We start from the raw sequence: 25,254 nt of genomic DNA, 5'->3' as shown, positions 1-25,254 counted from the left end.
CACGATCCACGGCCGCGACTGACGCTTCCCCACGACCACACCAACGAGTGGACAAGCCGACAGTCACGTGATCAACGACTTCTGTTAGGGCCAGTAAGCGCAACAAGTGTACGAAGGCCATCCGGGTGGCACCTGAAAGGATCACCACCGATGTCGACGCGCAGTGCTGCGCGGCGAAACCCGGCGACGGCACCGGGCAGCACTGCGCTCCCCGTCAGCCGTCCCACGTGCGGGCACTGAAACGGGCGACCGGGCCACGGAAAAGCGGCCCCTGCAACTCAACGCAGCTGCGCGCCGAGAAAGGCCAGCGGTCCCCGCTCGCCGCACTGCAGCCCGCGCCGGCCTGACCGGCGAAGGCGTACGAGGCGGGCCCGGCCTTCCGATCCAGCGGAGGTCCGGGCCCGCGCCGTCCGCCATCCGACCGATCCGGGTTATCCACAGGCCGGAACGCGTCCGGCGGCTTCTCCGTACGCTGCTGCCCGAGTCGATCCCACGGAAGTGCGCGGAATGCGGTACGGCGTGGTGGTGGAGGAACTCGCGGTGGAGGTCATGGCGCAGTTGCCGGACGACCGGGCCCGCCAGGAGGTGATGGCGCTCGTGGAGGTCGCGCGGATGGATCCGCGGGCCTGGCCCGATGTGCGCGACCCGGGCCCCGTGGAGGAGATTCGGGAGGCGTTCCGGCGGCGGTGCTGGATTCAGTGCATGCCGCACGCCGGAGCGATCGAGGTCCGTGACATCGGAGGGGCGGGCTGATCACGTGCCCTTCCGATCGGCCGCCGCAGCTCCCGCGCAGCTCGCGGCGCTGGGGCTTGGGGTGGGCGTGAGGGCAGGTGGTTCGGTGAGTCGGCGAGTTTGTTCAGTGTCGGAGAGCCCGGGCGTGACGGTGCCCGGGCTCTGGCTTTCACTCGCACGCCCGCGGTGGTCTGCGCCAGCCTGTATCAGCAGGTTGAACCAGATTCCTGCCGTTTCATCCCAGTCATGTGATCGTTGAAGAGGGCGAGGCCCTGCCTTCCTCCAGGTGGGGGCTGCACCCGCGCTCTGGTACAGCCCCCACTGCACTGTTCGGGCGTATCCACAACCCCCGTGCCTGACTGATCAGCGCAGGTCTCGTTGGTTTCCGCAGGAGGCACGACATGGGGCACTGGGTGTACGAGTTCCTTGGCTGTCCGGATACGGGGAACTATGAGCAGATCGCCGACGAGGAGGAGCCGGGCGAAGTCATCTTCCGCGAACGCCCCGGCGGCCTCGGCATCGTCGACGGGTTCATGCGCGACAGCGTCGATGAACTGATGATGGTGGCCCGCTTCCACTGGGTGGCCAGCGGCGACCCGTCGACGGTGGCACCGATAGTGCTCGAAGCGGCCGGCGAACAACCTCCGCCAGCGGCGAATGAGGCAGGCAGCCAGTGAGTGAGGACGGCGGGCCGGAAGCCGGCAGCGAAGCAGAGGCCGAGCCGGAGATCTGCGATCTGTGCGGAGCGGTGGTCGGTGACAGCACCGAGTGGTACGCGCTGGTGCGGGACTCCTCCGCCGTCCACGCGGTGGAGTCAAAATACGACGGCAAGCGCATGCTGGTCGCATGCTCACGCGAGCACCTCACAGAACTTGTCGAGCAGTACAAACGCCGCCCGTCCGTGGGCGCCAAACTATGGGCCGGGGAAGATCGCCCGCGTGCTGCGACGGCATCCCGAGGAAGTCAGCGAGGAATACCTGGCCCGCGAAAGCGGCCTGACCCACGAGCAGATCCAGCGCGGAGTGATGTGACAGAACACCGAAGCCCAACGCTGGCTCGAACTACACGCCCGGGAAGAAGACGACGACCAGTAGGGCGACTTGCCGGACGGACCCTTGGGGCAGACGGAGGACCCAGGGATTAGGTGAGGGCCATGACAGCCCGGGACCTTCCGCCGTCAGCCGTCGTGTGGCCGACACATGATCTCAACGGTCGCCGCCTGCAACGGTCACGCTCGCCCCACGCGCTAGCCGAGCGAGGCCAACAGGCCGGAGATCGGGAAAGCTTCGTAGCAACCCGCGCCGGGCCGGTGCATGCCGTTGGAAGACGGGGGCAGACATTGGGGCAGCACTTCCCCTGGAAGTCTCCGCACGGCCGCGCCTCTTTTCCGTGGAGCGGAACCGCGTGCTCGCCGCTCCGGCCGGCCCTGCGGAAGCACCGCCTCAGCCAGGCCGTCACCTGTCGGTAAGCCACGTAAAGAGGGCCCGCCACCACGGGGGGAGTGACGGACCCGGCGGAAGCAACTGTGCCATGCCCCCAGCAGTTCGCGCGGCATCTTCATGAAGTGGCCCCGGGGCAGCACCGGCTATCCAGCGTCGCTGCCCATCGGGATCTGCTGATCCCTGTGCGCCTCCAGGCGTGCTCACACGTGGCCGCGTACGTGAAGCTCGCGGAAGACGCGGCGAGCGTGGGTGAGGATGCCGCCGACGGCTTTGCCGACGACCAGGGCGACGGTGAGACGGGCGACACCGTCGCGTCCTCAGGCGAGTCGACGGCGATGGGAATTCCCTCGCAGGCTGAGCCCTCCGGTGAGGTCACCAGGCGCAGCCAGGCGGGCTCTCCGGCGGCGATGCGGGCCGGGACACCCAGGTGCGCCCGGCCCAACCCCAGAACTCCCCGTCCGGCTCAACTCATACATCCAGGGCCTGCGCGGCGCGGGCGTGGTGGGCGCGCATACGGCGCTCGGTGTCCGGGTCAGAGGGAGGCGAGTACACCAGTGATCTCCCGCAACTTGGCGGCGGTGTCTGCTCGCTCTTGCGTCCCAGCCGCCGCCACACCGCCGCGTCCACGCCACGTCACCACAGCCACGCATGGGAGTGCCACAGCCGGGACAGGACGCGCGCGTCGCGGCGCGTGGCCGCGCTGCCGATGCGGTTGCGCCGGGGGGCGGGGCCAGCGGGACTGCCCGGTGTAGAAGCGCCGGTGCCCAGCCTGCTGGAGCCGCTGGCGTTGCAGGAGCAGCCGCTTCTTCTTCTCCGCCTTGGTCAGCGGCTTCCGGGGCCTCTTAGACCCTCACCAGCGGAGCGGAGGCCAACCTGCTGAAACTGGCCGAACTGCGCGGCAGCCTGACCGCCGAACAGGCCGCACGCTGGGCCGAGGTGAAGGCCGCCCACGTCCGGACGTAAACCCTCGGCGACCCCGCCGGGGACCTCCTCACCCGCGCTGTGGCCGCGCTCGGCCTCCTCGCCGACAAGATGGCCACCGTGGAGGCCGCCATCACCCGCGCCACCGTCCCGCACAACGCGCGCGAGAACCCCCATGCATGGCACGCGGAGCGGACTGAGCCGCAGTAGTGGTTCTCCGTTATGAAAGGCCTCGCCACCACCTGCCGGCACGATCGTCCGGCGACGAGCCTGCCCGCACTCCTGCGGGCAGGTCAGCGCAGCGGCCCCGGGCGTCGACGTCGCCCCTTCGGGCGCAGGCACCCGGAACATCGCCCGCCGTAGCCGACCGGGCAAAAGAGCCCGCCCGGCCATGACCAGCCCGACACCCAGCATGGCACCTCCCCCGGCCACGCAGCCGGAAGACAGCCGGCGGATCTTCTGCTGCTCAGCCCAGGCCCCGACGCTCGCAGCAGCAAGGAACCCCAGCAGGCACCCGACGCTCAGCAGGGCATACCACCAACGCGAACGCACCGCCTCATCTCTCCCTGTGCCGCGAACGGGACGTCTTGGCAGCGGCCACCGCTTGCCCACGGCGCGCTGGCCGCCGGTGACGCAGCCAGTAGCTGATCTCCCCGATACCGAGAAGGAACGCGGAGGAGGCAGCGCACGCCATGAGAGAGGCAGCCTGGCCGACGACCTGCCCGAGGGACCACAGAGCCAGGGCTAGCAGCAGCCACCAGGCCGTGAACGACCAGACATGCCGCAGCACACGCGTGCAGCGGGTCATCGGGCAACGGCCCCGGTCCGTCGACTGGAGATGATCACTATTGCGCATCCCGCGAGCGTCAGTACCCCACCCAGGCCAGTGGTAGCCAGCATGATCGAAGGCGAGGCGCCGACCAGGAGCGGAACGGCGTTGAGCGGCGCGGTGGCATAAAAGGCGAGGAACGCCAGACCACGGGGGCGCATCGGGGCAAGGCGACGACACAGCCGCCGCGGTACCCGAACAGTGAGCAAGGCGATGCCCACGGGCAGCAAGTGACAGAGAAGGAGGCGAGGCCGATCCACTGCCAGATCATCGGTATCAGGGCTCCCGTCGGGGCTGGTGATGGCGGTCAACTGTGTTCGGTCGCGACGCGGCGAGGTTGACGAGGCAGGCGGTAAGGGAGGCCGGGCAGCCGAAGTGGTTGCCGGTCACGGGCGGGACCTGGGGTGGTGTACCAGGTGGGCGGTGAGAGCTCCTACGAGCAGAGCCCAGGCCACCGCGGCCGTCCCGGCATGAGGCCGGCCGGGCCCGATGACGGCCCCGCCTGCGACTGCTCCGCTGGCCAGTGCTGAGCCGTCGGTGACGAAGGCCCATTCCTGGCGAGCGGTGCCGGAGCGGCGTAACTCGCCGATGGCCGTCCTGATGATCAGCTCGGCGGCGATGACGGCAGGGGCCAGGACCGAGACGTCGGCGGTCACCCGCCAGATCCCTGATCGCGGCCGTCGAGTGCGGCGGGCACCGCCATGCCGCACAGCGCCGCGATCACCGGCAACGCGGCCCGGGCGGGGCTTCGCAGCTCCCCCACCACAAGCTCGCGCTTCAGCTCGATACCGGCGATTAGGAAGAACAGTGTCAGCAGCCCGTCAGCGGTCCAATGCCCGACCGACATATCCAGCCCGAGCGCGGGAATACCGAAGTGGAAGTCGCGTATCTCCTCGTAGGCGTCCTTCACGGGACTGTTGGCCCACACCAGCGCCACCACGGCAGCCACCAGCAGGACCAGACCGCCTACCGTCTCGGTGCGCAGAGCCCGGGCGACCGCCTGCCGTTCCGGCAGGGGCAGCACGCCAAGAAACAAGGACCGGGAACGGGGGTCGGCAGACACGGCAGGGAGACCTCCGGGCAATATCGACGAACGGGCATACAGCCCCTCAAAACGCCGACCAGACTTCCCGGCACACCCCACACTGTTCTTGGCCATTTCTTTACAGTCTATGTGCTGCAGCGGACTTTGCCCAGAGCAGCGGGTAACCGAGCCGCCGCGCGTCAGGGTCGCGTTCCCCAGCCGCGTGCCGCTGCCCACCGCCCGTCAGGTCCTGGTGGCCATCACTCGACGCGGCCACCGCGGCCGACTTTGACGCACCCTTGACGATTCGCTGACGGCTTCCTGACGTAGCCTTGTCAGCGGAGTGCCGGGAAGCCTGGTCGGCGAAGTCTCTTCCGTTCCCGTTCCAAGGAAAGGTCTTCGCGTGGCTCCCACCAGGCAGGCTGCCGTCTACTCGGCGGCTGCATCCGCTCTGCGCGGCCGTACTCCGCGCCGGTCCGTCCTCTTCTTCGCCTTCGCCTTCGCGGTGATCGCCGACCCGGTGTCCTCCGTCGCCTACGCGATCGAGGCGGCGCTGCGCGCCCTGCACGGGGACCTGGCGCTGCTGCTGCCCACCATGAGCCTGGTCATCGGGCTCGTCGTCGTGGTCACCGCCAACTACTGGCAGCTCGTACGGCGCTTCCCCAGGGGCGGGGGTGCGGCCGCGGCGGCGGCGCGGGCGTTCGGGCCACGCTGGACGTTCCTGCCGATCGGCGCGTTGGTCGTGGACTTCGTGCTCACCATCGGCATCTCGATCGCGGCCGCGGCCAGCGCGGTGATCGCCCTGTTCCCGGCCCTCGCGCCGATCCGTATCCCACTGGCGCTGATCCTGCTGCTGGTGGTGGCCGGGCTGACCTGGTTCGGGCACGGCGGAAGGCTGCTGTTCGCCGTGATGACGGTGGCATTCGTGGCCGTCTCCGTGACCGTGCTGGTGCTCGGCTTCGCGGCACCGCACACCACCGGCCACGCAGCCGCCACCCACGACCCGGGTCACTCGGCCGTCCTGGCCGTCGTGCTCGCCTTCCCCGTGGCCATGGCACTGGCCACCGGCGTCGAGGCGCCGTCGACCGCGATCGCCCAGCTCGGCCAGCTCGACGACACCCACCGCCGCCGCTTCGGCCGCGGCACCCTCGCTCTGCTCGTGGTGATCGTCGGCGGGCTCACCCTCGCCCTGACCGCGCTCGCCGTACGCCTGCACATCGGCATCCCCGGCACGGACTCCACCCAGATCGCCGACATCGCGCACGCCGCGGCCGGCCCCGGCTGGCTCTACGGAGCGTTCCAGCTGACCAGCTCCCTGCTGCTGCTCGCCGCCGCCAGTTCCTCCTTCCAGGCCGGACCGGGCCTGCTGAAGGCGCTGTCCGGCACGGCCGAGCGGCCGGGCGTGCTGCCGCCGGTGCTCGGCCGGACCAATCGCTACCACACCCCGTACTGGTCGGTCGTGGTGTACCTGGCGGCCGCCGCCCTGATCATCATCGCGGCGGCGGGCCAGGAGCAGGAGCTGGTGCTGTTCTACGCGGTCGCGGTCTTCGTCAGCTTCCTGGTCGGCCTGGTCTCCATGGCCCGCTTCGCCCGACAGGAACGCGAGCCGGCACTGGCCTGGGTCAACGGTCTTGCCGCGGCGGCCGTGGCGTTCACCCTCGTGGTGAACCTGCTGCGCGGCTGGCCGGTGCTGTCGATGGTGGCCACACTGCTGATCGCAGGCGGCCTGTACGTGCGGTGGAACCGCGCCGGCCGGCCCACCGGCATCGAGGACGTCGAGGCGCGCGCCGAAGCCGACTGACACCACTGGGGGCTCGATCAGCCACACGCTCTGCCAGAGCCCCGCAGCGGCAAGACACGTCGTACTGCCGAATCTCGGCACTGCGACGACTCGGGCGTCGATGCGACGATGGTCTTGCGGAAACGGGGTGACTCCGGTGCCGGGCAACGGACGTCCGGCGCCAAAATCCTCATTTCCCAGGCCTGGACGAATGAGTGGAGCGATGCGGGAGATCTCCGACGTTGTGGCGGGCTTCCCCACAGTCACGTTCACCGCGGTGCTCATCCTGATGGCCGGCTTCTGGGTGCGCGTCCTGCTGGACAGGTCCGAGCACGGCGTCTCCCGCCGGACTGCGGATGCCGATGCATTGGGGAGGGACGGAGTCCGGGTGGCCGCGCGCACTTCCGGTCGATACATCTCGGAGTGAGCGCCTCCCCGGGTGCGGCGCCGCCTCCCCACTGTCACATGCGTGGCGACGACGGCGAGCGTGGGTGCTCCGCTTCGCCGCTCCCCACGCGACCGGCCACTTGGCCGCCACCCACGACCCCGGTCGCCCGGCGATACTCGCCATGGTGCTGGCCTTCCCGGTCGCCATGGCACTGGCCACTGGTGTCGAGGCGCCGTCCACCGCGATCGCCCAGCTCGGCCAGCTCGACGACAACCACCGTCGCCGCTTCGGGCGCGACACCCTGGCCCTGCTGGTGGTGATCGTCGGTGGACTCACGCTCGCGCGCTGCAGGCCACCGAAGTGCTGGAACGGCATCAACGACACCTGCAGCGCCTCAACCCCATCCGTGGGCTGGAGCATTAGAGGGACGCAGTCGTCGAACGGAACGCCCTGCACAACGGGGCCTACGGGGCGGCGGTGCGTTCGTCGTTGGTGGTGTAGGGCCGCAGGTAGGCCCATTCGTCGAGCAGGGTGCGGTTGAAGCGTTCGACTTTGCCGTTGGTCTGCGGCCGGTAGATGCGGGTCAGCTTGCCGATCGCGCCGAGGTCGGCCAGGGCCTGCCGCCAGGCGAAGCTCTTGCGATATGGCCATGCGTTGTCGGTCAGGACCCGCTCGATGCGGGCGATGCCGCAGGTGGTGAAGAAGGCCGCGGCCCGGCGGAGGCGCCGCCGTCGGGTGTACGGCCGAGCTTCTTGACGTCGACGTGGACCAGTTCGCCGGGCCGGTCGCGTTCGTAGCGGCGGATGGGCTGGCCGGTGGGCCGGTCCAGGAAGGCCAGACGGTTCAGGCCGTGCCGGGTGAGGATGCGGTGCACGGTGGACGCGGGCAGACCCAGGATCGGTCCGATACGTGCCGGGCCCAGCTTGCGGTCCTGCCGCAGCCTGCAGACATGTGCCTCGGTGGCGGCTGCCGTCCGGTGCGGCGTCCTGCGGGGGCGGCTGGAACGGTCGACGAGGCCGCTCTCGCCCTCGGAGCGCCAGCGCCGGATCCACTTGTGGGCTGTGGGACGGGAGATGCCCACCTCTGCAGCAACGTGGGCGACGGGACGGCCGGAGCGGACACGTTCGACGAGCAGCCGCCTGCCGTGAACGGTCAGCCGGGCATTACGGTGGGACACGAAGGCCTCCGTGCGGTGAAGATTCGACACCTCCACCACACACGGAGGCCTTCGCCACGATCAGGACCAGCCCGCGTTAACAACGCTCGTGATCAATACACCTAGAAGCGTGTCGATAGGTCGGGGATGGACTGGGCTGCGGATCGAAGACGCCCGGGGGGCGGCGCCAGCGGCCGCAGCGCGGGGCCGCGGCCTGCTGGTGGCGGTCCCCCCTCTTCACTCGTTCGGGCGTACCTGGCCGTGCGCCCGCGCATCGTCTCGTTGCTCCGGCCAGGGCCGGATTCCCCGGAGGATGCGTCACTTCCGTCGGATGGCTCGGAAAGCGAGTGGGTGGCGAAGGCAGTCAGCATGGCCCTGGAGGCGGCGGGTCCGGCGCATCTGCTGCACGGGGCGCCCCGGATCATCGGCCGGCTCATCATCCGGTTCCACGACACGTGGAGGACACTATGCGAATGAACCGCCCGTGCGGCACAGCCGCCGCGACCATGGCGCTCACCGTGGCCGGATTCACCGCTCCGGCCACGGCGGCAGCCCCGGTCACCAGACCCGACGCCGCCTTCCTCAAGATGATTCACCAGGGCAACCTCGCGGAGATCGCCACCGCCAAGGACGCCCAGAAGCACACCACCAGCGCCTGTGTGAAACAGGTAGCGGACATGTTCGTGCGCGATCACACCAAGTTCGATGCGCAGGTCGTGGCGCTGGCTCGCAGCAAGGGCATCGTCCTGCCCTCCACAACGCCGGCCGCCCAGCAGAAGCAGCTCACCACGCTGAAGTCCCTGCACGGAAAACGGGACTACGACCGGGTGTGGTTGCAGGGCCAGGACACGAGCCACCGGCAGGCCCTCGCACTGATCGACAAGGAAGTGTCCTCCGGCAAGGACACCAAGATCCGCGCGGCCGCCCAGGCCGCCCGGCCCACAGTGGCAAAGCACCTTGATGCGGTCAGCGGCGGGACCTGCCACACCGGCAAGGCGCGGACAGGCACCTGAACCTGACCGCTGGCACCGGAGGCGGCAGTCGGAGAGCGGCGGCAGCAACGCATGCCGCCGCTCTGCGGCTGAGCACCACGGCGCGTGCGGCAAGTGCGGGGCGAGCTCGCACCACCGAGCACCAAGACCACGCCGACACGTTGAACGGAGACGCCGAGGTGGTCGGGGTAGGCGGTGACGACGGCATCGAAGAAGTCGACGTGCCCAGGCACAGGGCGGCCCTCTCCCGGCGGACGTGCCCGGATCGACGGCCGGGCAGGGGGCGGTTGGGGCGTCTGGAGCAGGACGAGCGCTCGCGCGGGGATCCAGGCAGAGCACGGCACGCTGTTCGGCGAGCAGGCGGGAGCTGCCGCTGGAGCGGACGTCGCCCTCGGCGGGTGCGGCGGGCAGAGACCGGTTCAGGGCGACGGCGGACTCGGCCACGTGTGTCGCCTCGGTGCAGTCCACGGCCTTGATGACGATGTCCGCACGGGCGAGCTCGGCCACAAGGCGGGAGCTCGCCTTGAGCGTCGCGCTGCCGGCCTCGGTGCCAGCCGGTGGAGGCTGAACACTGCGCCGCTGGTGGCGGGGATGGAGCTGAGCAGCTGGGCGTGGGTGTGCGGGTGGCGCGGTCCAGGCCGCGCGGCAGGACGGCGAGCTTCGCCCGCCCGGTCTGGGCGGCGGGCCGGTGGGCGGTGGAGTCGACGCCGTACGCGAGCGTCCCCGTGACCGTCAGCTGTCATCGCGCACCCGATCCAGGACGCCGCCGAGCAGACCGCACCCCCGGGATCCGGCCTCAGACGTCCGGCCCGGGCGCGTCGCCGATGGAGACGCGCAGGTCATGCATGCCTTGCAGGATGTCGATGAGGGCCTCTTCCGCCCCGCTCAGAGCGCTTCGGGTTCCCTCCGTATCGCCGCGCTCGGCGTGCAGCTGGGCGCCCAGCGCGTACACCGCTGTCATGACGGCGGCGAAGGCGGCCTCCCGGCCCGGTGGCAGTTCTTCCGCCTCGGGTTCGGAGACCTGCACCGCGGTGCGCTGCAGCCGGTTCGTCAGGACGTTGACCGCCAAGCCGAAGTCCGCTCCCACCTGTTCCCCCCAGCCGAGCAGCGTCTCAAGGACGTCCTCGATCTCCCCTTCCTCGGTCAGACGGGTTGCGGCGGTGATCTCGAGCTCAGTTTTCGCCAGCAGCCTGCCCAGCAACTGCAGACGGTCCTCTTCCTGCGGCCCCCTGGGTCGCTTCTCCGGATCTGCCGGCGGCTCAGCCGCCAGAGCGGCCAGCGCCGCGTAGATCTGCTCAGCACTTACGGGGTGCTCGCTACTGATGCTCACGCCTTCAGCTTCACCCAGCGAAGGGGTACCCGCTCGCCCAGCACGTTCGAGTCCCAGGCGATTTCCACCACCCAGACCAGCGCGTCGGCGCCGCCGCGTCGGACGACGGCGGTGCGGCGGCGGTGCGGTCGAAGCCATGCAGCACGTGCAGCGACGGTGAACCACGCGCGGTTCCTTCCTCATAAGCATGCATACCGGCGGGCAGGGCGAACGACATGGCCCAACGCCGCACCATCGCGTCCCAGCGGTTGGTCACCGTCAACCGGAACGCGGTCCAGTGGATGCCGGGCATCGTCGGTGCACACCCCCGCATCGGTCAGTGGTCGGCTCCCGGCCGCGCTGTGGTCCGGGCTCCTGCGGGCGGTGCGTCCGCTGGTCGTCCTGGCGCACCGGGTGCACTGGGTCGGCATCGTCCCAGTCGGCGTAGCGGTCTGCTCGAGCGCGGGAGTCGGCGGCCGCCTTGGTAAACGCGTCCTGGAGGTGGCGCAGCCGCTCGGCCGTCAGATCGAGGGCTTCCACGTCCGTGCGGGACTTTGCCAAGGCCCGCAGCGCCGTCAGATCGATCGTCTCCCGGTGCCCGGCTTCCGGCTCCTGGTCGTCGTGCTGCGGCTCGGCGGCCGGGGGCGCGAGCATCTGCTAGGGCATCGCCGCCTGGTGCGCGACGACGTCCTACGCCCGGCCTCGCGCGGCGGTGACGGTGGTGCGCAGCTTCTCGGGGACCACCGCGCCGGCGAGGACGGCCCGCTCGTAGGGCAACGGGACCCGAGGTATCTCCCACTCCCCGGCTCAGGTCCGAGGGGCGGGGCGCGGCCGGTGTGCCCAGGGCGGCGGGGGCTTCCGGTCCGGAGCGGTGGTCGGTGGGCCGCGGTCGGGTGTGAGGTCGGCCAGCGACCAGCGGGCGGTGTAAAGGCGGTAGGCCGGCAGCTCCCGGTAGGCCTCGGCACTGCCCGCGATGAGCACATCGAACAGCCACTCAGCACCGTCGGCGTCGTCCATGTCCTCGTCCGGCACGTGTACTTCGCCGCACCTCCACTGGCTGTCCAGTTCGCCGAGGAGGTCTACGAGGTCACGCTTGACCTGGCCGCGGTGCAAGCGGTTTTTTTGATCTCACGCCGCTGAGTCAGGAGATCGTCTCGGCGTTGAACCCGGAAGTGACACTCGGTGATCTGGCCAAGGACATAGCCCAGATCGGCTACCCGACGACCCGATGAGCGCCGCTGCTGTCTGGCGGCCTCCCGGACTCGGCAAGGGGCGGACAGACCGGGAAGCGGTGCTGAGCGCACTGCTGGCTGTCCACCCCAGTGGTGGCGTTCACGTTCGCGTGGACCCGGCGGGCGGTCGAGTCGCGGGACGGGCGCTCAGCGCCTCGTCTCGTACCTGGTCAGGATCACGCCGCAGGGAAGCGTCCGCGTCTCCACCACGTTCAGGTTCACCCAGCTGTCCAGCGCGGTGAAGAACGACGTGCCGCCGCCCACCAGGACCGGCGCGGTGGCCAGCACGTACTCGTCGATCAGCCCAGCCCGCATGGCCGCCCCGGCGAGCGTCGCGCCGCCGATGTCCATCGGGCCGCCGTCCTCGGCCTTGAGCCGGGTGATCTCGGCGACCGCGTCGCCGGTGACCAGGCGGGTGTTCCAGTCGACCTTGTCGATCGTCGAGGAGAACACCACCTTCGACATGTCCCGCCAGCGGCGCGCGAACTCGACCTGCGCCGGGGTGGCGTTGGGCTGCTGGTCGCCGGTCGGCCAGTAGGAGCTCATCGTCTGCCACAGCTTGCGCCCGTACAGCGTCAAGTCGGTCGCCTGCAACTGGTCGGACCAAAACTGGAACAGCTCGTCGCTCGGCACGCTCCAGCCGATGTCGTTGCCGGGCGCGGCGATGTAGCCGTCCAGGGTCAGGTTCATGCCGTAGATCAGTTTCCGCATGGCTCCAGCCCTCCGTGAGTCGGTCTCACGCGTACAGACCGGCGCGACACAAAAAACTCATCGGTGCGCGATATGAGCTCGCCTGTGGTCCTCGTGCTCGGTGGCTCAGCCGCAGACTCATGGTTCCGCCGAGGAAATAGCATCGATCTGAGATTGATCTTGGGTGACATCGCGGTGAGACAACACAGAACCAGCAGGTCACAGAAGATCGACATGTCATCGGCGGTGAGACCCTACACCTCGGGCTTCGTGGTGTGTCTGTTCGGCGAGCTTCCGGGTGTGTGCGGGGGGCGTTCGCCGCCGAGGCGGCCGACACGGATGCGTTCCATGACGGGGCTGAACTGCGGGGGGCATCGCCCCACTGGCCTGGAGTGATCAGCAGGGCGAGGGGACGGAGCCCGCCTTCCCCAGCCAGATGGATCTTGGAGGTGAGGCCGCCCCGGGAGCGTCCGAGCCCCTCGTCGGGACGGTGTTGCCGGGGCGCGCGCCTTTTCCCGATCTGCGGGGGCCTCTTGCGTGCTCCGGCCGCGTGCTGGTGGGCTCGGCAGGTGGTGGAGTCCACCGACACCATCGACCAGTCGATGCTGCCCTGGGCATCCGCGTCGGCCAGGACGGCCGCGAAGAGCCTGTCCCACGTGCCGTCCGCTGACCAACGTCTGTGCCGCTCATACACGGTCTTCCACTTCCCGAACCGCGCAGGCAGATCCCGCCACGGCATCCCGGTCCGGTTCCGGTACAGGATCCCGTTGATGATCCTGCGGTGACTGGCCCAACGACCGCCGCGCTGCCCAGCCTTGGGCAGATGCGGCTTCAGCCGGGCCCACTCCTCGTTCGTGAGATCTCCCCGCCCCATGGCCATGCCAACGGACCGAAGCGCGAGAAGTCACATGATCCGCCGGACAGGCCCTGGTGAGCTGAGTCAGAGATTCTTCGTCAGATCGGCGGCCTTCAGCCGGGTACCGTGTGGCCGCCAGGTCTGGCCCGGCCTGCTGGAGTCCGGCCTCCGGCACGCCTGGCAGCTCGCGAGAACTACCCGAAAATCTCCGACTCAGGTCACTAGGCGGCCGGCCGACCGAGACTGGACAGCCCCCATAGCTCGGCGATCAAGCCGTGCTGAACTCGGAAGAACTCCATCATGATGGGTGCAGGCGCCGCGCCAGCGGGCACGGAGTTCGAAAGCCCGTGCAACACGGAACGGACGGCGACCTGGTCGTGGTCCACGAGCATGCCCTCGACGACGACCTGGATGTGAGGGTGGGCTGCGAACATCTTGGACCAGGCATCTGCGACAGCCCCGATACCGGTCGATCTCAGCGGGTGGCTCACGAAGTCCGGTGCGAGGACCGTCTCCAGAGCAGCCAGGTCCCGACCGTTGAATGCCTCGTACATGCGCAGGACGACAGCCCTTACTTCATGCACATCGTCTGTCATCGGCCAACTTCCAGTCGTAGTCGAACCAAATCCGGTGCGTTCCATCAGCGTCGATGGCCATTCCTCCGGCACCGGAGATCCCGGCCAGCTCTCCCGTGCCGCTCGCGGGGACGATGGTGAAGAACTCCGCCGTGCGGTCGTTGCCGGACGTCGTCGCCGAGTGCACGAAGTTGAAGGCGCCGGCCCGGCCGAACAGCGAGCCTTCGAACGACTCCGTGGCCACATAGGTGCCCACCCCGGTCGCCTGGTCGAACGCAGCGGTGAACAGGGTCGCCGAGCGGCCGGCAACCTCGCCCTCGAAGTGCTTCTCCATCGTTGCGACACCCACCGGAAGCCCGGTGGGCACAGCCGGGTCCGGTTTCAGCTCGGTTGGGACGAACGCTTTGACAGTGAACGTTCCTGTAGCTCTCATGGACATGACCGTATCGGAGCGGTCTGACACCGCTCTCCCTCTGGACGGCGAAACCTGAACCGCCTGGCCCCGGCACGGACGGCCGGGACCTACCGTCTCACTTCCGCCGCCCACCGAACCCGCAGGTGATCACGACCCGATACGCGCCCTAGAGCGGTCGGCACTCGCCTGGCTCATAGTGGTCCGCCGCCCTCCCCGGCGGTGTGCCCGGGGAGGGCGGTGGAGGTCGCAGAGCGTGCGTCACAAAGGTGACGACGGTGCCGGGCTGAGCCTTGGTACCGGGGAAGCCGCCGGCGTAGGTGCCGGTGGCCGCCCAGCGCACGGAGGCGTGGTGTCCGGCGACCATCGGAGAGCGCCTGCGCGGAGCGGCGTCGATGCCGGACTGGTCGCTGTGCGCCATCGACTCCGTCAGCCTCAGGGCTTCAAAAAGGCAACCACTGACCGGACCGAGCTTCCCGTCGCGTTCGTGCGGAAGCACAGCGGGCCGGGGCGTCCTGCCACCGCCGCTGCGCAGCACCGCCAGAGCCCGTCCCTCCTTGCCCCCGGCCGGCGCGGCCAGAGGGAACACCCCGTGCTTGGCGGTGATCAGCACGTCGGAGCGCTCGGCCATGCCCGGCAGCAGCGCCTCCGCCTTCGTGTGCTCGACGGGGTGACCCGGCGGTCATCAAGCGGACGGTACCAGGGAGAAGACCACCCGCTTCCCGGTGGTGGTGTCCTCCCGCTCGTTGAGCCCCCACAGGCGCCCGGACGAGGGGGCGTAGGAGAGGTTCTGGGTCAGCGGCGGGGCATGGGTGAGGACGTGCGGCGCGCCGCCCGGCAGCGCCCGGTGGATGCAGTACGGCACGTTGGAGTCGGTGGTGCCCGCGGTCTCGGGGCACTCTCCGCTGAAGTAGTAATAGGTGCCGTCCGTGGCGGCTCCCTGCACCTTCCAGATCGGCACGGTGTAGGCACCGGTCGCCGTGACGGTCCCGGTGTAGTCGTTCGCGGTGTCAGTGTCCGGGAGCGCCGTGCTCGCGTTCAGCGGCCAGCGGATCAGCGGCCCACCCCCCTGGGTGGCGAACTGCGAGGTGACCAGGGCGTCCGGTGAGGATGTGCGGTCCAGGCTGAGCGAGGTCAGGCACGGCCGCGTGGCGTCGCAGGGGTCACCCGTGTTGCCGGTGAAGTAGATGCCGGCCATGGGCAGCGCCCAGTTGTGGTAGCGGGCCGAGGACTTGCCGTTGCCCAGGATGCCGACCTGGTCGGTGGAGGTGTCGCTCATCTTCCACAGGTGCCGCAGGTCGTAGACCTGTATCTGGTGCCCGGTGGCGACGAAGAGCTTGTTGCCGTACCAGGTGACACCGTCCGCATGGCCGCTCAGCACGTCCATCCCGGACCGGTCGCCGGCCCCGCCCACCGGGCGGAAGGTGTAGCCGCTGCCGGTGGAGTACGGGTCGACCAGCAGCACGTGCTGGTAGGTGACCGAGGTGCCGGTCGACTCCGCGATGGTGATCCGCGCATAGTCGTTGTCGGTGAAGTGCCAGGAGGCGATGTAGAGGTAGTGCCCGTTCCAGGTGCCGCTCGGCTGGGCGTCGTGCGAACCGGTCAGTCCCTGGGGCGTCCAGACGGCCGAGGTGTCGTCGTCCTGGTCCCAGCAGAAGCCGTCGTACTTCAGTGAGCCGTCGAGGTTGGTGTTGTGGCACAGTCCCGCCCGACCGGCGTGACCGCCGTCCGCGAGCACCTGGTCGGGCGAGGTGCGCAGGGAGACGCTCCCCGACGCCTCGATCTGCTGGATCGCGGCGCCGCGGTTCGTGAAGTCCCCCGCCCGCATCTTGAACCCGCTGGGGTCGATCGGGGCCAGGACGGAGGCGGCCGCGGCCGGATGAGCCACGGAGAGGGTGACCGCCGAGAGCAGCAGGGCCAGAAACGCGCCAACCGCCCCGATCCACCGGGGGTTTGCCCCGTACATGATTCTGTTCATGGGCGCTGACGCTACATCAGGGACTACTGTGCCCCGCGGGACTGGGGGCCCGGCTGCTGCAGCAACTGCGTGGCGCGATACGAAGCCGACACCTCGCACAGATCCTCAGGATCCAGGGTCTCGTGTGTCCAAGATCAGGGGTCAAGGCCCGTGAACAGACGGCCCTCTCACCCAACCCCGAAGAGACCCTCGCCGACGAGTGAGAGGACCTGGTCGACCCTGGCGTGGCCGTTGACGTCGGACACCGATGGACGGGAGCGCGGCCAGGATGGCGGAGAGGGCGTCAGGCCTTGGGCCGGCCGTGCTCCTCGGCCATCTCGTCGAGGACCACGTCGATGGGAGTCGGGGCGAGGTTCAAGAGCGACGCTGTGAGCGACGCTTCGAGGATGTTGGGACGGTCGTACAGGTACAGCATTTCCGGGAACTCCGCCATGACCGAGTCGGTCCGTCCGATCTCCTCCAGCTCGGCCCTGGTCATGTGTGCCAGCTCGGGGCCGGGTACGGCGGCTGCCAGTGCCAGGCGGGCGGCCAGCTCGCGGACCGGGGCTTGAGAGGTGGACGGCACGTGCCAGCCTCGACCCCAGGACTTCTCGTCCCGGGCGGCGGCGATCAGTGTCCGGGCCGCATCACCGGTATAGGTCCAGCTGTGTGGGGCGTCGAGATCTCCCGGGTAGGAGACGGGCGAGCCGGCCAGCACCTGTGCCCCCACCATGAGCGTGAACGGCGAGTAGGCGCCCACACCGAGGTAGTCGCTGGCCCGGACCTCGGTCACCCGCACCCGACCCGCCTCGTAGGCGGCGAGTGCGTCGTGCCACATCTGAGCCCGGACACGGCCCTTGACACTGGTGGGCGCCATGGGAAGGTCCTCGGTGACGGGTCCGTCCACGGGTCCGTAGCCGTAGGTGTTTCCGAGCATGACGTAGTCCGCTCCACTGCTTTCCGCCGCGGCTAGCAACGAGGCGGCCAGCGGCGGGAATTCGGTCGGCCAACGGTCGTAAGCGGGCATGGCGCAGTTGAAGAGCGCCGCTGCCCCGCGGGTCGCCTCGGTCAGCCGCGCGGTATCGGTGGCGTCGACGGCCACCCGCTCGATCCGATTGTGCGCCGGCCCGCCGCCACGGCGGGTAAGGAGCCGGACCTGCTCACCGGCGTCCGCCAACAGCCGTGCGGCGGCCGATCCCGTGGCTCCGGCTCCGACGATGACGTACAAGGACACGCGTGCACTCCCTGGTCGAAGAGCTGGGACCGTCCGCCCCAACGGCTCTACCCTCCGCCCCGGGTGATCCCTAAGGTAGTGGCCCGAATGCCAAACATCCGGAGGTTCGGGCCATGCGGGCCATTCATCGGGTTGCCGTCGTCGCCGTTCCCCCCGCCACCACCTTCGACCTCTCCATCCCGGAGCTCGTCCTCGGCGAGATGACCGTCAACGGCCGCCCCGGCTACCAGGTACGCATCTGCACCGCCCGCCCCGGACCCATCGCCACCAGCAGCAGCCTGGAGGTCGCCGTCCCCCACGGGCTGGAGGCCGTCGACGACGCCGACACCGTCATCGTGACCGGCACCGGTGCCCGCGACGACATCGAACCAAGCGTCCTGGCCGCACTGCGCCGCGCCTCAGCCGCGGGCAAGCGCGTCGCCTCGATCTGCACCGGCGCGTTCGTCCTCGCCCGGGCGGGACTGCTCGACGGCCGCAGCGCCACCACCTACTGGGCCAAGTCCGAGGAGTTCTCCGCCCGCTATCCCGAAGTCCTGCTGCGGCCTGACGTGCTGTACGTCGAGGACGGCAACGTCCTGACCTCTGCCGGGCTGTCCGCCGGCATCGACCTGTGCCTGCACCTGGTCCGTTCCGACTACGGCGCCGCGACGGCCAACGCCGTCGCCAGGCTGGTGGTGGCGGCACCGGTGCGACCCGGTGGGCAGGCACAGTTCATCGCGACGCCGCTGCCGCCCGAGACGGGCACCTCGCTGGCCGCGACCCGGGCATGGGCGCTCGATCGACTGCATGAACCGCTCACCCGTGTCGCCCTCGCTGCTCACGCGGCGACCAGCGTCCGCACGCTGACTCGCAGGTTCCACGACGAAACAGGCCTGAGCCCGCTGCAGTGGCTCCTCCACCAGCGCGTGATCCGGGCACAGGAGCTCCTGGAGACAACGGACCTGCCGATGGACCAGGTGGCCCGGCTCAGCGGCCTCGCCACCACGGACTCCCTGCGCCAGCACCTGTCGAGAAGGACCGGGCTCACTCCCAGCGCGTACCGCGCCGCGTTCACCCAGCACCCAGGATCAATAGGCCGAGGCACCACCACGGCTTGAGTGTCGGCAAACGATCGTCTGCCGACACTCAGGTTGGCAATCACGAACCCGCAGGTGAGCAGTGTCGGCAACTCGCGTCGGGAATCAACGTCGGAGAATGGTCCTTCGGGTAGTTTCCGACAATGCTCATCGGCTGCTGCCGCACCTCGACGGCCGACCAGAACCCCGATCATCGGATTGACGCCCTACTCCGCCACGGCGTCGACCGCGACAACATCCACGTCGATGTCGCCAGCGGCGCGAAGGCGTCCCGACCCAAGCTCGATCTCGTCAACTGCCGGTCGTCACGCGGAAAAGGACTCAGCGCTTCCCGTTAGTTCTGCGCGCTGGGCGGACGGTCCTGGTCCGGTGCCCGTTCATCAGCAGAACGCCTAGCGCGGCCGCCACGGCTTGGCATCCGGCTGCCGCAAGGATGAGGCCTCCGGGTCCGGCAGCCTGCCAGGCACCCGCGAGGGCGGCCCCGCCTGCGGCACATGTGCTCTTGATGCTTGCTCCCAGGGTGAACACCTGCGTGCGGGCACCGTCGGGCGCGTAGCGGTCGCGGCCGGACAGCAGCGCGGCGAAGAGCGGGCCGGTGCAGCACCCAGCCAGGAGAAAGCAGCCGGCTGCCGCGGTGGCGCTCTCCATCCAGGGCACAGCGGCCAGCGGCATTCCGCTCGCCAACAGCATGGTGACGACGGTCCGTTCGGGGCGCCGGATGCCCCACGGCCGCCAGGCGTACGCCAGGGAGCCGATCAGCGAGCCGAGCGCCATGGCGGTCATCAGGCCGCCCGCGGCCCAGGGCGCCCGGTAGCGGGCGGCGAGCAGCACGCAGATTACGGGCAGGCCGCCGATCCCGAGCTGGCCCACTGCGCTGGCCCACGTGAGCGAGCGTAGCGGCGGGTCGCGGACCAGCAGCACGGCGGCGGTGACCAGATCGGCGGGGCGCGGTGCGGGGTCCTGTCCGGGGCGGGGCCGCAGTGGCAGGGCGGAGACGAGAAGACCGCCTGCCGCGGCCCCGGCGCCCAGTGCCATGAGGGCGGGGGCGGGGCCGGTCTCCGCCGCGAGGACGGAGGCGAGGGCCGGTCCGGCGATCCCCGCCAGGTTATAGGAGACAGCGTCCAGGCTGAAGGCACGGCCCAGTGCCGCGGGCGGTAACAGGTCGCTCAGCAGGCTGGTCAGACCGCCGGTCAGCAGGGGCGTGCAGCAACCCGCCGCGCCCGCCACGGCCAGGACGACCGGAGCGGGTGCCCGTCCGGTCAGCCCCGCGACAGCGGTCAACACCGTCCCGTAGAACACCAGGCAGCCGCCGTGGAGCAGCCGACGGCGCCGGACCCGGTCTGCGAGGGCACCGGCGAGCGGGGCGGCGACCACGCCGGGCACCAGCAGAACCGCGACGAGGGCGCCCCCGAAGCCGGCGCTTCCAGTGCGGTCCACAGCGAGTACCACCAAGCCGACCCGTGCCCCTTCCGAGGCGAGGCGGACGAGCAGTGCCACCTGCATGTAACGGAAGAGCACCCACCTGTGCGTGGCCGAGCGCATTCCCGGTTCCACGGGCGTCCGCGTACGCATGGCGTGCCTCCAGACCGGGATTCCGCGGTTCGGCCGCCCCACACGGCCCTCCCTCCGTCATACCCTGAAGGTGTGACGTCATGTGCATCCCATGCCGGTGCTGCCCATACTCGGAGTGTGAGCTTCACCTACGTCAGTGATCACCTGGCCCTCGACTTCGCCGCGACCGTGGCCTGGCGCGACACCCGGCCCAAGGAACTTCTGGCCCAACCCGGGGACTTCGCCCGGTGGGCCGCCGGAGCAGGGGTGGTCGACCGGTTGGACGCGGTGAGCCAGACAGACCTGGACAGGGCCCGCACTTTGCGCGAGGCGATCTACCGGCTGGCACTCGCCGCAGTTCAGGGACACGCGGCCGACCCGCAGGACGTCGCCGAGATTCGACAGGCCGCCGCACACCCACCGGTCAGCCCCGCGCTGCAGGCCCTGGGCCGGGTGGAACGGCGCGGCGGGGTCCCCGAGGTGCTGGCCACGATCGCAGCGACCGCAAGCGATCTGCTCGGCGGCCCCGACCGCCTGCTCGTCCGGCGCTGCGCGGGCCGGCCGTGCACCCGTCTCTTCCTCGACCGCTCCCGGGCAGGCACCCGGCGCTGGTGCTCGAAACAGAGCTGTGGCAGCAGGATCAACGCCGCCGCCTACCGCCGCCGGACCCGCCGGGGCGAGCAGGCCTGACCCGCGCAGCGCTCGCCATCACCAGCGAGGACGCCCGTGTACAGCGGCCCTCCGTACCCGCACCGCCGTTGCGAGCAACCGGCGTACGCCCTCCTACGCGACGTTGAACAACTGCGAAGGCGCCGAATTCCGCCGGGGCACCCGGCTCCGACTCCTCTGTTCATCGGTCCCGGCGCCTGCCGGGGCGAGGTCGCCGCAGCACTGTCTCCCTGAGGACCGGCCATCGGCTCGGGCGACTCCGGGGATGCCGCCGTCGGCGGCCTGGCGACGGCCGAGGGCATCGGACTGATGGGCCGGGTACGCGGACTGACCATCGACCGCGTCACGGCGGTCGAGATGGTCGCCGCCGACGGCAACGCCCCAGAACGTTGGCACTCAGCCTCCGCGCGAGGACGATATGCAGCGAGGCCGGACGGGGGCACCGGAGGCGCGTCCTGGCCACGGCGCCGGGAAGTCATCAATGCAGGGCACGAGGGTAAGTGGTAGTGACCCCAACCGTTCGCAACGAAAGTGGAGCCCTGCCATGGCCGAGACACACGACGTCGTCGAGCTCATCCTTCAGGACCACCGGCGCATGGAGGACCTGTTCCGCCTGATGCGCAGCGTCGAAGCCGACCGGTCCGCCGCGCTGCAGGAGTTCGCGGACCTGCTGATCGCCCACGCGCTGGCCGAGGAGGCCAAGGTCTATCCCGCCTTGAAAAGGTACAAGCGCATCGACGACGAAGAGGTCGAGCACGGCGAGCACGAGCACGAGGAAGGCAACAAGGCCCTCCTCGACCTTCTGGAGGTGGAGGAGGTGGGCTCGGAGGAGTGGGACTCCAAGCTGGAGGAACTGGTGGAGGCCGTCACCCACCACGCCGACGAGGAGGAGCGCACCATCCTCAACGGCGCGCGCGAGAACGTGGCGATGGAGCGGCGTGCGGAACTGGGCGCGGCGTTCCTGGAGGAGCGCGAGCGTCAGCTGAAGGCCGGCTGCGGCTCGGTCGACAACGTGCGCCGCATCGTCAACTCCTGACCGTGCGCATTGCGGGCGTCCCACGCCGGTCAGGGCCCCGGCCGCGGGTCCTGCACCGTCCGGCCCCAGGGCGCTGCGCCCCAGGTGAGCAGCAGGTGCACATGGGTCGCGGCGTCACGGGCAATCGGTGATCAGTCACGACGCCTGGAGATGCGAGAGGAGATTTTCGTGCACAAGAGGAAGTGGATCACCGGTGGCGCGCGTGATGAGCTGGCCGAGGTCCTGGCCAGGGAGTACGGGGAAGGGCGGTCGATCCGGGCCATAGCCGAGGCCCACGGCCGGTCGTACGGCTTCGTGCATCGTGTGCTCACCGAAGCGGGCGTACCGCTGCGGTCCCGGGGAGGCGACGTGCGCCCCGGCACCACCCGCCCAGTGGGGTAGCAGCCCCCGGGCCTCCAGGGCAGCCGGCTCCGGGGCGGTGTCGTCTGCCGGGCGGGGCGGAAACTGTGCATGCGGTGATCTTGTGGGGGCACACGACGTACCCAAGGTGTCTTCTGCCGTCGAGTGCGGCGCCGTCTGGCGAGTGCCCCCCTTTCTGCGGGTGCTCGGGTCCGGCGTGACGGCCCGCCTTTTGAGAGAGGTTGTCCACGTGTTGCTCCCTGCTGAGAAGGAACTGCGCGCGCTGCTGGCCCGCTTCGCCGAGGCTCGGTTCCGTCACGACCTGCAGCCCACCGGCCGTTCGAGCCGGGAGTTGGAAGACACCTCGTACACCCTCTGTGTGATGACCGGCACCCGGTCGGTGAACGACGCCCTCGCTGCCGCCGACGCCCTCCTCGAACAGCTCCGGGCGGGCGGCTGTGAGACCGCCGAGGTGAGCCAGACCCTGGCTGCCTGAGCTGCCGTCCGGCTGTGGTCGGCGTCTGCGCGGCCTTGGTTGATGTACGTGTGCAGGAGGTTGAGGCAGTCCGTGAAGCCGAGAGCTTTGATCTCTTCGAAGAGGTGCTTGACGGGGACGGCGGGGTCTTCGGCCCCGCGTTCACGCGGGTGCTCGCGGTAGGGGTCGACGAGGGCGGCACGGTAACGCGTGCGTCCGGCCGGTGGGCAGGGCCGTGTGGCGAGACAGGCCCCCGGCGGATATTGCCGACAAACGTGATCCCGCGCGGCCCGCCAACCCCTTGACCACGACCTTGCCTTTCCTGGTCGGACGGGCCGTGCGTCGCTGGCGGCGGTGGGGCACCCCGGGCATCTGCTCACGGAAGGTCTGCTGGCAGCCGGGCGTGGGACACACCGGGCGCCGCACTCGCACGCGGACCGCCACCCGCCGTCCGTCGACCGGACGCCCGCGTACCGTGCCGATCTCTGGCAATATCAATCCGGTTCACGGCGACGACGGCGAGAAGACACGGGCGGTGCCCAGGGCCGTCCAAGGAGTCGATGTTGTACAGCAGGCTCAGGGATCACGGGACCGCCGCGGTCGGAGACGATCCGTTGCGGACGGTGCCCCAGTGGATGCGTGTCTCGTTGTGGATGTGCCAGATGTCGTCCTCTGAGAGAAGGACCGATACCACCCCGGGGAAGGCCTCCTCGAAGTAGATGTAGGGCTTCCGGTTGTCGATACGGGGCGAGTGGTAGTCGAGCCGGTCCTGCATGCCGTGCCGGGCGGTGACCGGCGTCGCGGGATGGTAGGTGAGGATGTTGGGGCTGGCGAGATCGATCAAACCGTCGTCGATCAGCCGCCCCACCTCGTGGATGGTCTCGTCGATACTGGCGCGCGTCTCTCCGTCGAGGCCGAAGAGCACCGAGGTGCCCAGTTGCAGCCCCTGTTCCTTCACCAGCCAGGCCGCTTCCCTGACCTTCGCCTTCCAGGGGCGCGTCTCGTCCCGGCGGAGGTTCTTGTGGATGTGGTCCATGACCTGCGTCGACATGCTCTCGATGCCCATGTAGACATAGGTGCACCCGGCGGCCTTCATCTTCCGCAGGATCTCGGCGGACTGCTCGGGCGAGTGCAGGGCCACGAGCGTGTCCACGGTGAGCTGGGCGCCCCACTGGAGCCGGCGCAGCCGTTCGAGGTCGTCGGGATCGCCGAGGCGCGCCCGGAAGCGGGCAGGGATCCGCTCGCCGTCCGCCGCCCGCAGTTCGGCCAGTGCGTCGCAGAACTCCGCGATGTCCCGGTAACGTCCGCTCCAGAACACCGAGTCGTCGAAGAAGAGCGACTCGGCGCCGTAGTGGACGTACTCGCAGACCCGCTCGGCCGCCGTGCCGACCGGGTCGTGTTTGAAGCGCTTCAGGGTGCCCGCCACCTGCACCGACTCCGAGCAGAAGTTGCAGCGGTACGGGCAGGCGTTGGACACCATGAAGTGGGCGGTGCGCAGGACCACGCCGGTGCCGGGTGCGGTGAAGATCGGGAAGTGCGAGCGGATCGCGAACGCCTCGTAGGGCGAGGGAAGTTCGGCGAGGTCGAGGGTGCGACCGCGCAGCGGTACGGCGTCGAAGCCGTCGTCCGCGGCGAGGACGGCCAGGGCCTGGCCCGGGCCGGGACCCTCCTCGGCGAGCAGTCCCTGGAGGAGTCCGAGGACGCGATCGCGGTCCACCCACTGCCGGTCGAGGTCGACGGCGAGGGCCACGGCTCGCATCAGCAGGTCCACCGCGTGATGGGCCTCGCCGGTCACGACGGCGTCGATGACCCGGGGTGCCCTGCCCTCCTGGATGACGGACAGGGGGCTGCTGGGCTTCAGGAGAAGCCTCAGGCCGTCCGGCGTACAGGTGATGGTCTCGTCCGCGTGCCGGCCGCCGAGGATGACGAAGGCCTCCGGGAGCTCGCTCTTGACGAGGGAGGCGATCTCCAGCGCGTAGCGGTGTGCGGGGGAGACCGCACTGATCAGAACCACCCGGGGGCGCACGTCGCGCAGCAGCCGGATCCAGCGCACTCTGGCCGCGTCGTCCCAGACCCGCGGGTCGAACACCGTCTGGTCGGTGTTGGGGTCGCTGCCGTACGGCCGGTAGCCGTCCGCCCCGGCGGCAAGCCGGTACTCCTTGGACGGTAACCGGGTCCACTCGGGGGCGAAGTCGGTGTAGTGCGTGGCCTCTGTGAGTGGGCCCGCGTCATCGACGGCGCGGTGCACGGCCACGGAGAGCGCCGTGTAGAGGCACATCGGATCACCGGGGTAGGTGATCTCCCCCTCGGCCTGGGTCATGACGGGTGCCAGGACCGACAGCACCGGGAAGTAGCGGCGTGCCGTGCGTCCCTGTGCCAGGTCGTCGAGCAGTCTCTCCCGGCGTATGCGGCGCAGTTGCCGGAAGGAAGCGAGGTCCGCCGCGTCTCCCGGCCGATGTACGCGTACATTTCCGCCGGTGAATTGCACGCTTTCGACAGTGTGAATGGTCATCAGCCCTCCGGATCGCTAGACGGAACTGATTGAGTTGGCCGTCTGATCCCGGTTGTGCGGGTCCGAC

At 69.7% G+C, this 25,254-nt stretch carries 22 protein-coding genes and 5 pseudogenes; 12 read left to right on the top strand and 15 right to left on the bottom strand.

Annotated features, from left to right (window positions below):
* Window positions 1-507: 507 nt before the first annotated feature.
* The 3 genes and pseudogenes from ACZ4SW_RS29515 to ACZ4SW_RS29505 form a co-directional block, all read left to right on the top strand.
* Complete coding sequence (locus ACZ4SW_RS29515) at window positions 508-753, top strand: hypothetical protein (RefSeq protein ID WP_468251688.1); 246 nt, start codon at window positions 508-510, stop codon at window positions 751-753.
* A 380-nt stretch (window positions 754-1,133) separates the two neighbouring features.
* The gene (locus ACZ4SW_RS29510) at window positions 1,134-1,409 is read left to right on the top strand and encodes a hypothetical protein (RefSeq protein ID WP_468251687.1); all 276 of its coding nucleotides are present in this window, start codon (window positions 1,134-1,136) and stop codon (window positions 1,407-1,409) included.
* 1,611 nt (window positions 1,410-3,020) lie between these two features.
* Window positions 3,021-3,305, top strand: a pseudogene (locus tag ACZ4SW_RS29505) (AAA family ATPase); the annotation flags it as partial.
* Window positions 3,306-4,310: 1,005 nt separating this feature from the next.
* Here the strand turns inward: ACZ4SW_RS29505 and ACZ4SW_RS29500 are convergent.
* On the bottom strand, window positions 4,311-4,580 hold the full coding sequence (locus tag ACZ4SW_RS29500; protein ID WP_468251686.1) for a hypothetical protein: 270 nt from the start codon (window positions 4,578-4,580) through the stop codon (window positions 4,311-4,313).
* A gap of 20 nt (window positions 4,581-4,600) precedes the next feature.
* Window positions 4,601-4,987: pseudogene (locus tag ACZ4SW_RS29495) on the bottom strand (Na+/H+ antiporter NhaA); the annotation flags it as partial.
* Between the two features lie 364 nt (window positions 4,988-5,351).
* Between ACZ4SW_RS29495 and ACZ4SW_RS29490 the strand changes: the two are divergent.
* Window positions 5,352-6,749 carry an APC family permease gene (locus tag ACZ4SW_RS29490; protein WP_468251684.1) on the top strand — a complete coding sequence of 466 codons (1,398 nt, stop codon included), beginning with the start codon at window positions 5,352-5,354 and terminating at the stop codon, window positions 6,747-6,749.
* 202 nt (window positions 6,750-6,951) lie between these two features.
* On the top strand, window positions 6,952-7,155 hold the full coding sequence (locus ACZ4SW_RS29485) for a hypothetical protein (RefSeq protein WP_468251683.1): 204 nt from the start codon (window positions 6,952-6,954) through the stop codon (window positions 7,153-7,155).
* 437 nt (window positions 7,156-7,592) lie between these two features.
* Here ACZ4SW_RS29485 and ACZ4SW_RS29480 read toward each other — a convergent pair.
* Window positions 7,593-8,293: pseudogene (locus tag ACZ4SW_RS29480) on the bottom strand (leucine zipper domain-containing protein); the annotation flags it as partial.
* 452 nt (window positions 8,294-8,745) lie between these two features.
* Here ACZ4SW_RS29480 and ACZ4SW_RS29475 point away from each other — a divergent pair.
* Window positions 8,746-9,285 (top strand): DUF4142 domain-containing protein, encoded by a 540-nt coding sequence (locus ACZ4SW_RS29475; RefSeq protein WP_468251682.1) that lies wholly within the window; start codon window positions 8,746-8,748, stop codon window positions 9,283-9,285.
* Window positions 9,286-10,060: 775 nt separating this feature from the next.
* Here ACZ4SW_RS29475 and ACZ4SW_RS29470 read toward each other — a convergent pair.
* The 9 genes and pseudogenes from ACZ4SW_RS29470 to ACZ4SW_RS29430 form a co-directional block, all read right to left on the bottom strand.
* On the bottom strand, window positions 10,061-10,594 hold the full coding sequence (locus ACZ4SW_RS29470; RefSeq protein ID WP_468251680.1) for a hypothetical protein: 534 nt from the start codon (window positions 10,592-10,594) through the stop codon (window positions 10,061-10,063).
* 786 nt (window positions 10,595-11,380) lie between these two features.
* On the bottom strand, window positions 11,381-11,686 hold the full coding sequence (locus ACZ4SW_RS29465; protein WP_468251679.1) for a hypothetical protein: 306 nt from the start codon (window positions 11,684-11,686) through the stop codon (window positions 11,381-11,383).
* Window positions 11,687-11,952: 266 nt separating this feature from the next.
* Window positions 11,953-12,516 (bottom strand): dihydrofolate reductase family protein, encoded by a 564-nt coding sequence (locus ACZ4SW_RS29460; RefSeq protein WP_468251677.1) that lies wholly within the window; start codon window positions 12,514-12,516, stop codon window positions 11,953-11,955.
* 275 nt (window positions 12,517-12,791) lie between these two features.
* Window positions 12,792-13,369, bottom strand: a pseudogene (locus ACZ4SW_RS29455) (IS5 family transposase); the annotation flags it as partial.
* Window positions 13,370-13,572: 203 nt separating this feature from the next.
* Window positions 13,573-13,905 (bottom strand): ester cyclase, encoded by a 333-nt coding sequence (locus tag ACZ4SW_RS29450; RefSeq protein WP_468251676.1) that lies wholly within the window; start codon window positions 13,903-13,905, stop codon window positions 13,573-13,575.
* 22 nt (window positions 13,906-13,927) lie between these two features.
* Window positions 13,928-14,359 (bottom strand): DUF3224 domain-containing protein, encoded by a 432-nt coding sequence (locus ACZ4SW_RS29445; protein ID WP_468251696.1) that lies wholly within the window; start codon window positions 14,357-14,359, stop codon window positions 13,928-13,930.
* 148 nt (window positions 14,360-14,507) lie between these two features.
* Complete coding sequence (locus ACZ4SW_RS29440; protein WP_468251674.1) at window positions 14,508-14,969, bottom strand: hypothetical protein; 462 nt, start codon at window positions 14,967-14,969, stop codon at window positions 14,508-14,510.
* Window positions 14,970-15,023: 54 nt separating this feature from the next.
* On the bottom strand, window positions 15,024-16,316 hold the full coding sequence (locus ACZ4SW_RS29435; protein ID WP_468251672.1) for a hypothetical protein: 1,293 nt from the start codon (window positions 16,314-16,316) through the stop codon (window positions 15,024-15,026).
* A gap of 283 nt (window positions 16,317-16,599) precedes the next feature.
* Window positions 16,600-17,529 carry an NAD-dependent epimerase/dehydratase family protein gene (locus ACZ4SW_RS29430; RefSeq protein ID WP_468251671.1) on the bottom strand — a complete coding sequence of 310 codons (930 nt, stop codon included), beginning with the start codon at window positions 17,527-17,529 and terminating at the stop codon, window positions 16,600-16,602.
* A 113-nt stretch (window positions 17,530-17,642) separates the two neighbouring features.
* Between ACZ4SW_RS29430 and ACZ4SW_RS29425 the strand changes: the two genes are divergently transcribed.
* Complete coding sequence (locus tag ACZ4SW_RS29425) at window positions 17,643-18,626, top strand: GlxA family transcriptional regulator (protein WP_468251669.1); 984 nt, start codon at window positions 17,643-17,645, stop codon at window positions 18,624-18,626.
* A gap of 122 nt (window positions 18,627-18,748) precedes the next feature.
* On the top strand, window positions 18,749-18,943 hold the full coding sequence (locus ACZ4SW_RS29420; RefSeq protein WP_468251668.1) for a recombinase family protein: 195 nt from the start codon (window positions 18,749-18,751) through the stop codon (window positions 18,941-18,943).
* On the opposite strand, the gene ACZ4SW_RS29415 is transcribed toward ACZ4SW_RS29420, so the two are convergent.
* Complete coding sequence (locus ACZ4SW_RS29415) at window positions 18,927-20,177, bottom strand: MFS transporter (protein WP_468251666.1); 1,251 nt, start codon at window positions 20,175-20,177, stop codon at window positions 18,927-18,929. The two genes, ACZ4SW_RS29420 and ACZ4SW_RS29415, sit on opposite strands and share 17 nt — an antisense overlap.
* A gap of 117 nt (window positions 20,178-20,294) precedes the next feature.
* On the opposite strand from ACZ4SW_RS29415, the gene ACZ4SW_RS29410 reads away from it, so the two are divergent.
* The 4 genes from ACZ4SW_RS29410 (at window position 20,295) to ACZ4SW_RS29395 (ending at window position 22,696) form a co-directional block, all read left to right on the top strand.
* Entirely contained in the window at window positions 20,295-20,846 is a 552-nt protein-coding gene (locus tag ACZ4SW_RS29410; protein ID WP_468251665.1) for a CGNR zinc finger domain-containing protein, read from the top strand.
* A gap of 523 nt (window positions 20,847-21,369) precedes the next feature.
* On the top strand, window positions 21,370-21,861 hold the full coding sequence (locus ACZ4SW_RS29405) for a hemerythrin domain-containing protein (protein ID WP_468251663.1): 492 nt from the start codon (window positions 21,370-21,372) through the stop codon (window positions 21,859-21,861).
* A 150-nt stretch (window positions 21,862-22,011) separates the two neighbouring features.
* Window positions 22,012-22,242 carry a helix-turn-helix domain-containing protein gene (locus ACZ4SW_RS29400; RefSeq protein WP_468251662.1) on the top strand — a complete coding sequence of 77 codons (231 nt, stop codon included), beginning with the start codon at window positions 22,012-22,014 and terminating at the stop codon, window positions 22,240-22,242.
* 208 nt (window positions 22,243-22,450) lie between these two features.
* Window positions 22,451-22,696, top strand: a complete 246-nt coding sequence (locus ACZ4SW_RS29395; protein WP_200423651.1) for a DUF5133 domain-containing protein — start codon at window positions 22,451-22,453, stop codon at window positions 22,694-22,696.
* On the opposite strand, the pseudogene ACZ4SW_RS29390 reads toward ACZ4SW_RS29395, so the two are convergent.
* A pseudogene (locus ACZ4SW_RS29390) lies at window positions 22,672-23,152 on the bottom strand (hypothetical protein); the annotation flags it as partial. The gene ACZ4SW_RS29395 and the pseudogene ACZ4SW_RS29390 overlap by 25 nt on opposite strands.
* A gap of 106 nt (window positions 23,153-23,258) precedes the next feature.
* Window positions 23,259-25,187 carry a B12-binding domain-containing radical SAM protein gene (locus ACZ4SW_RS29385; RefSeq protein WP_468251660.1) on the bottom strand — a complete coding sequence of 643 codons (1,929 nt, stop codon included), beginning with the start codon at window positions 25,185-25,187 and terminating at the stop codon, window positions 23,259-23,261.
* Window positions 25,188-25,254: the final 67 nt, after the last annotated feature.

This window comes from Streptomyces sp. NPDC028331 (assembly GCF_055565775.1).
The sequence above is the reverse complement of the archived record's forward strand: the minus strand, read 5'-3'. Positions and strand labels throughout refer to the sequence as shown.